A 13247-nucleotide genomic window follows, 5' to 3' on the forward strand; every position below is an offset into this window, starting at 1 on the left:
CCACCCGGTTCCCCAAGGCCGTTCCTCCCCATGATGCAGGAGACACCCATGTCCATCGAGTTCATCGGCATCGCCTCCACCGCGCCGTTCAGCGAGACCGGGACCCCCACCGGGCCGGTCGTCCAGCCCGGCTACCTGCGCGAACTCGCCCAGGCCCACGAGCGGTCCGGCTTCGACCGGATCCTGGTCGCGCACTCCTCCGGGAGCCCGGACGGCTTCACCGTCGCCGACCAGGTGCTCACCCACACCACCCGGCTCGGGGTGCTGCTGGCCCACCGGCCCGGTTTCGTCTCGCCGACCCTGGCCGCGCGCAAGTTCGCCACCCTGGACGCCTTCCACCCGGGCCGGGTCGCCCTGCACGTGATCACCGGCGGCGACGACGCCGACCAGGCCCGGGACGGCGACCTCAGTGACAAGCCCACCCGCTACCGGCGTACCGACGAGTTCCTGCAGGTGGTCCGCAAGACCTGGACCGCCACCGAGCCCTTCGACCACGACGGGGAGTTCTACCAGGTGCGCGGCGGACGCTCGTCGCTGCTGCCGTCCCGGCCGATCCCGGTCTACTTCGGCGGCGCCTCCGACGACGCGGTCCGGGCCGGGGCCAAGCACGCCGACGTGTACGCGTTCTGGGGAGAGCCGCTGGCCGGTATCGCCGAGCGGATCACCCAGGTCCGCGAGGCCGCCGCGCCGCACGGGCGGGTGCCGAACTTCAGCGTCAGCCTGCGGCCGATCCCGGCCGCGACCGAGGCCGGGGCGTGGCAGCGGGCCGAGGAGATCCTGCGGCTCACCAAGGAGCGCTCCGGCGAGCTGCGCCGGGCCTTCAAGATCGACCACACCGGGCAGCAGGGCTCCCAGCGCCTCCTTGAGTACGCGGCCCAGGGCGACGTCCACGACAAGCGGCTGTGGACCGCGGTGGCCAAGGTCACCGGCGCGGCCGGCAACTCGACCGCACTGGTCGGCTCGTACGAGCAGGTCGCCGAGTCGCTGCTGGACTACACCGCGCTGGGCGTCGGCACGCTGCTGATCCGCGGCTTCTCCCCGCTGGAGGACGCCCGCGACTACGGGACGCTGGTGAGCCTGGTGCGGGAGCAGTCGGAGCGCCAGGGCTTCGTCGGCAACCGCCGACCCGTCGAGGACCACGGCCTGGTGGGCGCGGGAGCCGCGGGCGCATGAGCCGGAACCGCCCCGCACCCGACCGCCCCGCACCCGGCCTTCCCGCGCCCGACCTCGACCGGCTGCCCCGGGTCGCCGCCGCGCTGGCGGCCCGCGCCGCCGAACACGACCGCGACGCGAGCTTCCCCTACGAGGGCGTCGCCGCCGTGCACCAGGCGGGGCTGCTCACCGCGACCGTCGGCCGCGCGCACGGCGGCCCCGGCGCCGGGCTCGCCGACACCGTCCGGATCCTGCGGGTCCTGGGCGGCGGAGACCCGGCGGTCGCCCTGGTCACCGCGATGACCCTGTTCACCCACGCCGCCCAGGCCCGCAACGGCGCCTGGCCGCGACCGGCGTACGAGCGGCTGCTGACGGCATCAGCCGACGGGCCGGTGCTGGTCAACGCGCTGCGGGTGGAGCCGGACCTCGGCTCGCCGGTGCGCGGCGGCCTGCCCGCGACCGTGGCCCGGCAGCGCGGCGACCACTGGGAACTGACCGGCCACAAGATCTTCTCCACCGGCGCGGAGGCCCTCGGCCGGATGCTGGTCTGGGCCCGCACCGACGAAGCCGCGCCCCGGGTCGGCTCGTTCCTGGTCCAGCCGGGCAGCCCCGGACTGACCGTGCTGCCCACCTGGAACCACCTCGGCCTGCGGGCCAGCCGCAGCGACGACGTCCGGCTGGACGCGGTCGCGGTCCCGCTCGGAGACGTCATCGGCCTCGCCGCTCCCGGAACCGACGGGGGAAGGGACGTCGTCAGCGGCGCCTGGAACGCGCTCGGCCTGACCGCCCTCTACCTCGGGGTCGCCCGCGCCGCCCAGCACTGGCTCACCGGCTTCCTGCACCAGCGCACCCCGACCGCCCTCGGCGCGCCGCTGGCCACGCTGCCGCGCTTCCAGACCGCGGTCGGTGAGATCGACACCGCGCTCACCGGCGCGGAACGGCTGGTCGGCGCGCTGGCCCGGGCCACCGACCAGGGGGACGCGGCGGCAGCCGAGGACGCCGGCGCGGCCAAGGTCATCGGCACCCGCGCCGCCATCGGCGCGGTCGAACAGGCGGTCGCTCTGATCGGCAACCACGGCCTCACCCAGGACAACCCCCTGCAACGGCACCTGCGCGACGTCCTGTGCAGCCGGGTGCACACCCCCCAGGACGACACGGTCCTGCTCGCCGCCGGACGGGCCGCCCTGGCCCGCCGGTCCACCGCTTCCGCACCCGCCCCGACACCCGCCCCGACACCCGCCCCGACACCCACAGAAGGCAGCTGACCCATGAGCGTCGAATTCATCGGCATGATCGGCACCCGCGACGGATCGGAGACCCGGCCACCGTCCGGACCCGTGGTCGACCCCGACTACACCCGCCGCTTCGCCCGGGCCCACGAGGAGGCCGGGTTCGACCGGATCCTCATCGGCTACGGCTCCAGCCAGCCCGACGGCACCCAGGTCGCCGCCCACGTCGCCGCCCACACCGAACGCCTGGGCCTGCTCGTCGCCCACCGGCCCGGCTTCGTCGCGCCCACGCTCGCCGCCCGCACCTTCGCCACCCTGGACCAGTTCTCCGGCGGCCGGGTCGCGGTCCACATCATCACCGGCGGCCACGACACCGAGCAGCGCCGCGACGGCGACCACCTGCCCAAGGACGAGCGCTACGACCGCACCGACGAGTACCTCGACGTCCTCACCCGCGCCTGGACCGAGGACGAGCCCTTCGGACTGGAAGGCCGCTACTACCGCTTCGAGGACTTCCACGCCGAGGTCCGCCCGGTCCAGCAGCCGCGCATCCCGCTGTACTTCGGCGGATCCTCCCCGGCCGCCTACCGGGTCGGCGGCAAGCACGCCGACGTCTTCGCGCTGTGGGGCGAGCCACTGGCCGAGACCGCGCAGCAGATCGCCTCCGTCCGCGCCGCCGCCGAGGCCGCCGGGCGGACCACCCCGCCCCGGATCAGCGTCTCCTTCCGACCGATCCTCGGTGCGACCGAGGAGGCCGCCTGGGAACGCGCGCACGGCATCCTGGACACCATCAAGGGCCACGGCGCGAAGAACCCGCTGTTCGGCCGCCGCCGGGCGATCCTGCCGGTCGGCCCCGACGCGCGGCCGCAGAACTCCGGCTCGCAGCGGCTGCTCGCCGCCGCGGCCAAGGCCGACCGGCACGACCGGGCACTGTGGACCGCCCCCGCCGCCGCCACCGGCGCCGCCGGGAACTCCACCGCCCTGGTCGGCACCCCGGAAACGGTCGCCCAGGCCCTGCTCGACTACGTCGACATCGGCGTGACCACCCTGCTGATCCGCGGCTACGACCCGCTGGACGACGCGGTCGACTACGGCAAGCAACTGCTGCCCCTGGTACGCCAGGAGATCGCCAACCGCGAGAACGCCGCCCGTGGAAGCGCCGCCGCCCGCACCCCGCTGGTGTCGGTCCCCGGCGGTGCCCGATGACCGCCCCCGCCACCAACCGCGCCACCAACCGCGACACCGCCCGCGGCACCAGCTGGCACCCCGACCAGGGCCTGCTGCCGCGCGGCACCCTGGTGCTGCTCCCCGGCCGTGGCGAGCACCCCGGCGTGTACGAGCGCTTCGGCCGCCGACTTGCCGCCGACGCCTACGTGGTGCACGTCCTCGACACCGCCGGACCGGACCAGCGGGCCGCCGTCGCGGAGATCGCCCGGCTGGCCGGGGGCGCGCCGGTCCCGCTGGTCCTGGCCGGCTCCGACACCGGCGCGCTGCGAGCGCTGGCCGCCGCCGCCGACCCGTCGCTGCGCATCGACGCGCTCCTGCTGGCAGGCACCGCACTCGCCGATGACGGAACGTCAATCACCGACTGGGAGGGGGAGTTGACCGCTCGTACGGCCTGCCCCACGCACCGGGGGCGGCTGGACGCGGACCCCGGCTTCGACCGGGGCAGCCTGGCCGAGCCGGTCCCGGCCTCGATCACCCGGGCCGCCGACCGGGCCGCACGGCAACTCGGCGACCTCCCGGTGCTGCTGATCCACGGGGACGCCGACACCGTCAGCCCGGTCGCCGAGGCCCGCCGCCTGGCATCGGCCCTGCCGGGGGCGGTGCTGGCGACCGTCACCGGCGGACGGCACGACGCGCTCAACGACATCTCCCACCGCAGCGTCGCCGCCACCGTCGTCCAGTGGCTGGAACGCCTGCGGGGCGGACCCGGGTCGCCGGCCGTGGTGACCCTCAGCACCGCCGAGCGGCCGTAGCCGCCCCGCTGTCCAGCCGCTCCCCGGACCGGCTGGACAGCGGCTCGGACCCGCCGGTCCCGCTCCCAGCCCCATTCCCAGCCCTGCTTGCAGTCCGACTCCCTGTCCCACCACGCGATCCACCCCAGCGAGGAGAACCGGTTCCGCTCATGGCCCTGCACCCGCACTGGTACCTGCCCACCTCGGGCGACGGCCGGGACGTGGTCGGCTGGGTGCACTCCCGCATCGCCACCGCCGCACCCCGCCCCACCGACCGCGCGCCCACCATCGACTACCTCGCCGACGTCGCCCGCGCCGCCGAACGCCTCGGCTACGAGTCGGTGCTGACACCCGTCGGCACCTGGTGCGAGGACCCCTGGATCACCACCGCCGCGCTGCTGCGGGAGACCCGTACCCTGCGCTTCGTCGTCGCCCAGCGGCCCGACGCGCTCAGCCCGACCCTGGCCGCCCAGATGGCCGCCAGCTACCAGCGGATCTCGGGCGGCAGGCTGCTGCTGAACATCGTCACCGGCTCCGACGACGAGGAGCAGCGCCGCTACGGCGACTGGCTCGACCACGACGCCCGCTACGCCCGGACCGACGAGTGGCTGACCGTGCTGCGCGGCGCCTGGTCCGGCCAACCGCTGGACCACCACGGCCCGCACTACCGGGTGGCCGGGGCGACCGTCGCCGAGGCACCCGATCCGACCCCGCCGATACTGCTCGGCGGCACCTCCGAACCCGCGCTCCGGGCCGCCGCCGCCCACGCCGACGTCCACCTCAGCTGGGGCGAACCCCCGGCCGCGCTCGCCCCCAGACTGGCCCGGGTCACCGAGTTGGCGCAGCGGAACGGCCGCCGGGTGGGCTTCGGCGTCCGGCTGCACGTGATCACCCGCGACACCGCCGCCGAGGCCTGGGCCGAGGCCGACCGGCTGCTACGGGCGATGGACCCGGCCGCGGTCGCCCTGGCCCAGGCCCGGGCCGCCCGCACCTCCTCCGAGGGCCAGCGCCGGATGACCGCCCTGCACCGCGGCCGCACCGACGGCCTGGAGATCTCGCCCAACCTCTGGGCGGGCTTCGGCCTGCTGCGCCGCCACGCCGGAACCGCGCTGGTGGGCAGTCACCAACAGGTCGCCGAGCGCCTCGCCGAGTACCACGCGCTGGGCATGGAGCAGGTGCTGCTGTCCGGCCAGCCCCACCTGGAGGAGGCCCACTGGTTCGCCGAGGGCGTCCTGCCGCTGCTCCGCCGCGACGGCCTGCTCGCCGCGAACCCCGTCCCGTCCCGGCTCCCCGCCACCCCACCCGCACTGGAAAGGACCCCCCGATGACCGCCGCCGTCACCGCCGCCCCCGCCGACCTGCTCCGCCGGACCCTGCGCCGTCACGCCGCCGGGGTGACCGTGCTGACCGTGCCCGGACCGGCCGGGTTCACCGCCACCTCGTTCACCTCGGTGTCGCTGGAACCCGCGCTGGTCTCCTTCTACCTCTCCTCGACCGCCTCCACCGCCGCCGCGGTCCGTGCCGCGGGCATCTTCGCGGTGCACGTCCTGTCCGAGGACCAGGCCGGGCTCGCCCGCCGCTTCGCCACCAGCGGCACCGACCGCTTCGCCGGTACCGACTGGTCGGCCGGTCCCGAAGGCGTACCGCTGCTGGACGGCGTCCCGGCATGGCTCACCGCGCGCCCGGTACTGCGTCAGACGGTGGGGGACCACCTGCTGGTGGTCGGCGAGGTGCTGGACGCCGGGGGCTCCGGCGACAGCTCACCGCTGCTCCACCACAGCGGCGGCTTCGGCGGCTACCACCCCCTGGTCCCCGGCACGGGGGAGTGAGTCCGGGCCGCCGCCCTTCGGCCTCCGGCGAGGGCGCCGGGTGCGGGCGCCGCTCACTGGTCCCGGTGGTGCGAGGTGAGGACCGCCAGCACGGCGGCGACCAGCGTCCAGGTGGCGAGGACGATCCAGGCTCCGGTCGGCGTCCACTGCCACGGGTCGGTGGGGGACGGGTCGAAATGCCCGGCATGGACGGCATCGAGGCAACCCGCCTGGTCACCGCGGGCCAGGCGGACGGGCGCGTGGTCGTGCTGACCACCTTCGACGACGACGACCACGTCTACGCCGCACTGCGCGCGGGAGCGTCCGGCTTCCTGGTCAAGGACATGGCACTGGACGACATCCTCGGCGCGATACGGGTGGTCGCCGCCGGGGACGCCCTGATCGCCCCGAGCGTCACCCGCCGACTGATCGCCGAGTTCGCCGCCCGGCGCGAACCCGCCCCCGCGGCGCGGCGGGTGAGCGGCATCACCGACCGCGAGCGTGAGATCCTCACCCTCGTCGGACGCGGCCTGTCCAACACCGAGATCGCCGCCGACCTGGTCATCAGCATCGCCACCGTCAAGACCTACGTGACCCGGCTGCTCTCGAAACTGGACGCCCGCGACCGCGTCCAGCTGGTCATCCTCGCCTACGAGACGGGCCTGGTGACACTGCCCCGTTGAACGGGGGGCGGCTTCCTGCCGGAGTCCGTCGGTACACCTGGCCGGTCAGGCCCGCTCAGGCGGTGGTCCGCAGATGTTCGTGCGCCCACTCCTCGAAGCTGGTCAGGTCGATGCCCAGCGCACGAGCGAACTGCGGCCGGGCCGGCTGGCCGACCACCTCCATGAACTCGTGCGTGGCACCCATGTCTCCCATTCCGGCGGCGCGGGCCTGTTCCTCGGTCATGTCCGGGGCCGTCAGCGGGACGCCCAGGGCGCGGGAGAGGATCTCGGCGATTTCGGTCATGGTCAGGTAATCGCTGGTGAGCTCCAGTTCCACGCGGTGGAACTCGGCGGGGGCGGAGATGGCAGCCGCAGCGGCTCGACCCACGTCTTTGGCTGCTACGAGTGCCAGGTGCGTGCTCGGTTTGACGACGGTGACCAGACCCCCTTCGACGCCGCGGGGGAAGTAGAACCGCATGGACGGTTCGAAGTTCTCCATGAAGAACGACGGCTTGAGCAACGTCCAGTGGGGAAAGTCGAGTTCGCGCAGCCGGTCCTGGATCGCAAGCTTCGTGCCGAGCGGGGCATCCATCACCGCCCACCGTCCTTCGGCCCAGCCCGGGGCCTCGACGTGCTGTCCCACGCCGCTGGTGGAGGACTGGACGAACTGCTCCACACCGGCGGCTCGCGCAGTCGTCATGAGGTTGTCCGCCTGGCTGACCTCGCCGGCGAAGTCGAACCCCTGCTCGGTGTATGCGGGCATCTGCACGGAGAAGACGGCCCGCACGCCGTCCATGGCCGCCTCAAGGGTCGCAGGTTCGGTGAGATCACCCACGAACAGGCTGGCGCCGAGTGCTTCGACGGCCCGCGCACGCGGCGTGCTCGGGTCGCGCACCAGGGCGCGCACCGGTATTCCCCGCGCGAGCAGGGCGCGGGCGGTGGCACCGCCTTGGCGGCCAGTGGCACCGGCGACGAGAACCGGTGTTGCGGCAGTGGTCATCTGCACATCTCCTCAGCGATCACGCACATCACAAACGGCGGGGCCCGCCGTTTCGTCTTCGCTACAATACGGCGGGGCCCGCCACTAAGCAATGTTGGGGAGATCATGACCGGCCAGCGCTCGGACGCCCGCCGCAACTACACGCACATCCTCGCCGTGGCCGAGGCCGAGGTGGCGGCCCAAGGAGCCCAGGCATCCCTGGAGCAGATCGCCCGCATCGCGGGCGTCGGATCAGCTACCGTGCGGCGCCACTTCCCCACCCGCAAAGCCCTGCTCGAAGCCGTCTTCAAACAGCGCGTCCACGACCTGTGCGATCGCGCTCGTACGCTCTGCGGCGAGCAGGACAGCCGCTCCGCGCTGGTGGAATGGCTGCGCGAACTGCTCGCCTACTCAATCGCCGCACGCGGTCTGGCGGACGTCCTCTCCTACCAGCCCCTCCAGGACGAGGCCACCCAGGACTCCTGTGCGCCGGCCATCGGTGCGGCCGGCGCCTCGCTGCTGCGCAAGGCCATTGACGACCGGACTGTCCGGGCGGACATCACCATCGACGATCTGCTCGTACTGATCGTCGGAATCGCCCTGGCCACCGAGAACTACACCGAACCGGCGATACAGGCAGACCGCGCCTTCCGACTCGCCGTCGCGGGCTTCGCCGCCAACAACACCTGAGCACGACGCGCGGGCGGCCGACGCCCTGCACATCTCCGAGATGTTCCGCCTCCGCACCCCGGCACCCGTTGAAGGAACCGCGAATTGACCGCCCCGGCCATGGTGCTGGCTCGGACCGCCGCCCGCTGCCTGGGTAGGACCGTCCGGGATCCGGCCTGGGACGAAGCCGCGTGTTTCGCCACGAACACGACTGGTGGGTGCCAGGATTGAGTAGGCCACGTCAGGCGCGAGGGGGATGCACCATTGGACCGCACAGACAACACGATCAATGGGGGCGATTTCCACGATCCAGTGGTGATGGCTCAGACAGCACATGTGCATTTCCACGGCCAGCGCCGTTCGATCGCGAAGTCCGCGCTGGTCACAGTGCGACACTACGTCAACCACACGGACGTGCGCGCGAAAGTCGACGCTGTCTGGCAGGACTGCCGCAGTGAGGGCGTGAGCACACGTATCCTGCTCACCGGAGTCCCGGGCATCGGGACCACCGCAGTCGTGGCCCGATGGCTGAAAGATCACCAAGACGATCTGCCGCAGGAGTACCTCCACGCGTTCCTGGGGCCGGACCGCAGCGGTCGGCCGGTCGATCCGCTGACTGTGCTGGAGAGCTGGCTGGACCTGCTGCAGGTCCCCAAGGCGGAGCGGCCCCGCGACCCGGTTGCCCTGGCCGGGCTGTTCCGCTCCCGCACGAGCGGCGGGGCGGTGGTCGTGGTCATCGAGAACGCGCAGTCCGCCGCCCAAGTGGTGCCGCTGCTACCGGGCTCTGACGACAGCGTCGTGCTGATCACCAGCCACCGCAGGCTGGCGGGGTTGTCCGGGTTGCACAATGTGGAGGTCGTTCGGGTCGGTCCGCTGAACCTCACGGACAGCGACGAACTGCTGGTGCGGGTGGGCCGGCTCACGGCGACGACCCGGGCCGCCCGGACACCCTTCGTCCGGGCCTGCGGCGGAGTCCCTTTGGCGCTGCGCATCGTCGCCGACCAGCTCGGGGCTCTGGAGCCCGAGGAATGGGAGGGTTTCGCGGCCCGGCTGGCAAACCGCCGCACCCGCCTGGACGCCATGCAGCTCGACGAGGTCTCACTGCCGCAGATGCTCGACGTCGTCTACCAGGGGCTTGCGCCCGAGCATGCCGAGGCCTACCGGCTTGTCGGGCTCAACCCGACCTCGGCCATGGACCGGGGGGCCTTCGAGGCACTCACTGCGGCGACCGGCGAGGAAGCGGCACAGCTCATCGGCGCCCTGCGCGGCGCCAACCTCCTGGAGCAGGAGGGGGACATGATGCGCCTGAACGACCTGGTCCACGAGCACGCCTGGCAGAAGGCCGCCCAGGACGAGTCCGGGCCCGGCCGCGATGCCGCGCTGGACCGGATCATCGAGTACTACACGCGCTGCGCGGAAGAGGCGGAGGCAGCCCAGTCGACCCGATGGCGCTATGACGCGGCCGGTGGTTACCAGCGGATCAGCCGAGAGCGGGAAGCGAGCCGCGCTCCCGTTTCGGCCGCCATTGCTGTCGGCAAGCTCGCGCGCCTGGGCAGCAATGTGCTGGCAGCCCTCGAACTCGCCCATCGCAGCGGGCGTCACGTCCACGCCTGGCGGATCGGCCAGGGCCTGTGGACCTACTGCCTGCGTGGCGGCCTCCACACGGACTGGATCGCCGCCCTGGACACCGCAGTCGATGCCGCGCTCGAATCCGGAGACCTGCTCGCGCTCGCGCGCATGCACTACGAACGCGGCTTCGCGCACCAGGACCGATTCAGTACCGAACACGACGATGCCCGCCTGGCCCGCGAGGACCTTGACGAAGCACTGCGCCTGACCCGCGCCGCCCCCGAGCCACGCTCGCAGGCATACCGGCGAACGGAGTCGTCCGCCCTCGAAGGCCTCGCCCTGCTGGAACTTCGCCTTGGCCGTCCCGAACACGCCAAACACCTGGCAGACCAGGCGATGACCGCTCTCGACGGGATCGACCACCCGCGCGGACGCGCCCTCCTCATCAGCCACCTCGGCCGGATCCTGACCGCCCTCGAAGACTTCCCTGCCGCGCAGGACGCGCTCCACAGTGCCGGGGAGCAGTTCGCGAGCCTTCCCGTACCCGACCGCTACAACCAGGGCAGGACGCTACAGCACCTGGCCGCGTGCGTGCGAGCAGCCGGTAGTCCGGCTGCGGCCCTTGCGGCCCTTGCGGAAGCCGAACCCCTACTGCGGCCGACGCCTTACCAGTTGGCCGAGCTGTTGCTGCTGCGCGGCGACATCCACCGTCAGCTGGGCGAGCTCGCCCAAGCCGTGGCGGCCTGGGCCGAAGCACGCGACGCGTTCACGGTCGCCAACAGTGCCCGAGTCTCGCAAGTGGACCAGAGGCTGGCAGACGCTGAGGGCGCCTCAGGAAACGACGATGTCCAGTAGGCCGACATCCTGATCCTCGCCGACCGTCACCTCGACACGCAGCCCTTCCGTCATCCGGGCGGCGTCGAGGGCGGCGGGCGTGGAACAGACCGTGTCGTACAGGATGGAGGCGGCGATGGGGAAGGACGCCCAGTGCGGAGCGCGCAGCCACCGCGCCTGTAGCCGGGCGCCGCCCGGGAGAAGGCAACGGCACCCCGCAGCGGCCTCTTCGACGACCTCGACCGCTCCCCCCAGGCGGGGGACCAGCCCCGTGGTCGGCAGCCGGTCCCGCGGCACCAGCAGGACGTCCGCGCTGCGCGTCCAGCGCGGGTCGGGGTCGGCGTGGTCCACGACGAGGTGGGTCTCGGCGAGATGACCGCCCGCCCCTCGCTGCAGCGTGGCCGGATACCGCCGGACCACGGCCGTGGCGACCTGTGCGTCAGCGGGCATGTCCAGTGCGGTCGACACGAACATCGCGGGCAGGATCGGCGGTTCGCTGGACGGCCGGGGGAGCGCCGGTAGTGGGACCAGGCGGGTGGATGCAGGGATCTCGGGCTCGGGGAGCATCAGGTGCTCGTAGAACAGGCTCCGCAGCCGGGCCGCGGCCTCACCGGGCCACGAGGTCACCTCCGCGCGCAGGGCGTCCAGGGCAGGGTCGGTCCGCTGGGTGGCGCCGGCTGCCTGGAACTGCTCGACCAGATCGTGGAGCGGAGACAATGAGGGGATCATGTTCCCGAGCCGCTCCATCGGGGAACCCGGGGCAACCGATGAGCGGGAGAAAGAGCCCAGGAGCGCGGGAATCCCAAGGGCAACACCGTACATCGTCACTGAACCGTGGTCGCCCACCAGAAAGTCAGCTGCCACGAGCGCGGCCTTCCACACGTCAGATTCCGGGGCCGGGAGAAGCAATCCGGAATCCAGAAGGGGCGCCAGCCAATTACAGAGCTGCCAGGAACCATGGCCGTACCAGGCATTGGGATGCACTGCCGCAAGCACACGGAATTCATCTACGGGCAACTTGGCGAGAGTGAGCCACAGCGCGTTTCCCTCATCGGATCCGAGCACAGAGTCCGAGCCCCATGTCGAAGAGACGACGACCAGCTTCTGGCCGGGCAGGAGCCCCAGCGCGCTGCGATAGGAAGCACGGAGCGGCAGGCTGGCCGTCAACTGGTCCATACACGGGTCCCCCACCACCAAGCTCCGCGGCACGGCCTCGGGACAGCTCTTCCGCAGCCGCTCGCGCTGCTCTTCATGCGACAGGACGATCACTGTGGGAATCAGGCGTCCTTCATACATGAGCCATTCCGAGGTCAGCCCGAAAGCTCCCGGCTCCCGGCTCCCGGCTCCCGGCTCCCGGCTCAATTGCTTATTGTAGCCAGCGCCGTGGGGCGCCCCAATGAGAGGGGCATGAATATTTTGGAGGTTTCCGCCGCGGCTCGTGGAGATGGCGAGGTCGAATTTCTGCGACTCGGCCGAACTCCAGGGAATCTCCAGCATTCCATTGGACCTCAGATAGGATGCGGTTCCAGTGTCCAGGGCGGACGAGCCAGGGCAACTGAAGAATGTCTGGACACGCCGGTCTGCTTCAAAGACGCTGAGGAGATCGAGGAGTCTGGTTGCCGACGTGATGTTGTGGACAATCCCCAGGACGCTTCGCTCGGCCTGCACCGTGGTCCATCTCGTCCGGTCGACTCCTACCACTGATCGGGGCTCCTCTGTGGTACTCACGGCACCGCCCCCGCTGGACGGGCGACTAAGACGGGTGCGGCAACCCGGATGCCTGCTCCCAAGACAATAGCCGCCCGTTGATCAACGGTGTGCCTGACGGAGTCGATTTCGTCGAGGACGATGGCGTCTTCCCCAGCGACCGTTTGCTGCCTACTGTTGGTGGGCAGGCCAGTGGGGATTCGAGGGGGAGCGATGGGCGCGGAGTTGGGCACGGTACTGGGGTCGGGGGCCGCGACGCTGGCCGGGCTGATGGCCACTGACCTGTGGACGCAGTTCAAGGAGCGGGTGGGTCGGCTGCTGTCCCGGGGCGCGGACCCGAGCGCTGTCCACGCCGAGTTGGAGCGCTCCCGTGTCGAACTGCTGACCGCACGTAGCGAAGGGGACCAGGAGGCTGCTGACGATGTGACGGCGCATTGGCGCCGAGAACTGAGACGACTGCTGCAGGCGGACCCCACCGCGGTGGCGGAGCTGGAGGCGCTGATCCGGGACGCCCAAGCCCTGCAGCCCGAGATCTCAGCGGGCATCGTCGTGCACAACACCATCAACGGGGGCACGCAGCAGGTGGTCAATCAGGGGGTGAACTTCAGCGGGATCGTGTACCACTCCGGTGAGGTGCCCGGCTCGGCTCATCGGTAGACACCCGGAGTGTTCGGCCCGTGT

The 13247-nt window shown here is 72.0% G+C and carries 12 protein-coding genes; 10 read left to right on the forward strand and 2 right to left on the reverse strand.

Annotated elements, in window-relative coordinates:
- Positions 1-48 precede the first annotated feature (48 nt).
- The 7 genes from GXP74_RS18385 to GXP74_RS18415 all read left to right on the forward strand — a co-directional run bounded on the left by GXP74_RS18385 (position 49) and on the right by GXP74_RS18415 (position 6829).
- A complete protein-coding gene (locus tag GXP74_RS18385) occupies positions 49-1173 on the forward strand; it encodes an LLM class flavin-dependent oxidoreductase (RefSeq protein WP_182452528.1) in 1125 nt (374 codons plus the stop codon).
- Positions 1170-2417, forward strand: coding sequence for an acyl-CoA dehydrogenase family protein (locus GXP74_RS18390; protein WP_182452529.1), 1248 nt, complete (start codon positions 1170-1172; stop codon positions 2415-2417). Before GXP74_RS18385 ends, GXP74_RS18390 begins: the two co-directional genes overlap by 4 nt.
- Before the next feature lie 3 nt (positions 2418-2420).
- On the forward strand, positions 2421-3587 hold the full coding sequence (locus tag GXP74_RS18395) for an LLM class flavin-dependent oxidoreductase (RefSeq protein ID WP_182452530.1): 1167 nt from the start codon (positions 2421-2423) through the stop codon (positions 3585-3587).
- Positions 3584-4360, forward strand: a complete 777-nt coding sequence (locus GXP74_RS18400; protein ID WP_182452531.1) for an alpha/beta hydrolase — start codon at positions 3584-3586, stop codon at positions 4358-4360. Before GXP74_RS18395 ends, GXP74_RS18400 begins: the two co-directional genes overlap by 4 nt.
- Positions 4361-4509: 149 nt before the next feature.
- Complete coding sequence (locus tag GXP74_RS18405; RefSeq protein WP_182452532.1) at positions 4510-5667, forward strand: LLM class flavin-dependent oxidoreductase; 1158 nt, start codon at positions 4510-4512, stop codon at positions 5665-5667.
- Positions 5664-6167 (forward strand): flavin reductase family protein, encoded by a 504-nt coding sequence (locus GXP74_RS18410; protein ID WP_182452533.1) that lies wholly within the window; start codon positions 5664-5666, stop codon positions 6165-6167. The genes GXP74_RS18405 and GXP74_RS18410 overlap by 4 nt, the downstream gene beginning before the upstream one ends.
- Positions 6168-6223: 56 nt before the next feature.
- Positions 6224-6829 carry a LuxR C-terminal-related transcriptional regulator gene (locus tag GXP74_RS18415; protein ID WP_370468554.1) on the forward strand — a complete coding sequence of 202 codons (606 nt, stop codon included), beginning with the start codon at positions 6224-6226 and terminating at the stop codon, positions 6827-6829.
- A gap of 55 nt (positions 6830-6884) precedes the next feature.
- On the opposite strand, the gene GXP74_RS18420 is transcribed toward GXP74_RS18415, so the two are convergent.
- Positions 6885-7808, reverse strand: a complete 924-nt coding sequence (locus tag GXP74_RS18420; protein WP_182452535.1) for an NmrA family NAD(P)-binding protein — start codon at positions 7806-7808, stop codon at positions 6885-6887.
- A 105-nt stretch (positions 7809-7913) separates the two neighbouring features.
- Here GXP74_RS18420 and GXP74_RS18425 point away from each other — a divergent pair, with 105 nt between their 5' ends.
- On the forward strand, positions 7914-8477 hold the full coding sequence (locus GXP74_RS18425) for a TetR/AcrR family transcriptional regulator (RefSeq protein WP_182452536.1): 564 nt from the start codon (positions 7914-7916) through the stop codon (positions 8475-8477).
- A 243-nt stretch (positions 8478-8720) separates the two neighbouring features.
- Positions 8721-10880: a hypothetical protein gene (locus GXP74_RS18430; protein WP_182452537.1), complete on the forward strand. Its 2160-nt coding sequence runs from the start codon at positions 8721-8723 to the stop codon at positions 10878-10880.
- Here GXP74_RS18430 and GXP74_RS18435 read toward each other — a convergent pair.
- Positions 10857-12356 (reverse strand): hypothetical protein, encoded by a 1500-nt coding sequence (locus GXP74_RS18435; RefSeq protein WP_182452538.1) that lies wholly within the window; start codon positions 12354-12356, stop codon positions 10857-10859. The genes GXP74_RS18430 and GXP74_RS18435 overlap by 24 nt on opposite strands.
- 423 nt (positions 12357-12779) lie before the next feature.
- Between GXP74_RS18435 and GXP74_RS18440 the strand changes: the two genes are divergently transcribed.
- A complete protein-coding gene (locus GXP74_RS18440; protein WP_182452539.1) occupies positions 12780-13223 on the forward strand; it encodes a hypothetical protein in 444 nt (147 codons plus the stop codon).
- The last annotated feature ends 24 nt before the right edge of the window (positions 13224-13247 follow it).

Source organism: Streptacidiphilus sp. P02-A3a (assembly GCF_014084105.1).
Classification (GTDB): domain Bacteria; phylum Actinomycetota; class Actinomycetes; order Streptomycetales; family Streptomycetaceae; genus Streptacidiphilus.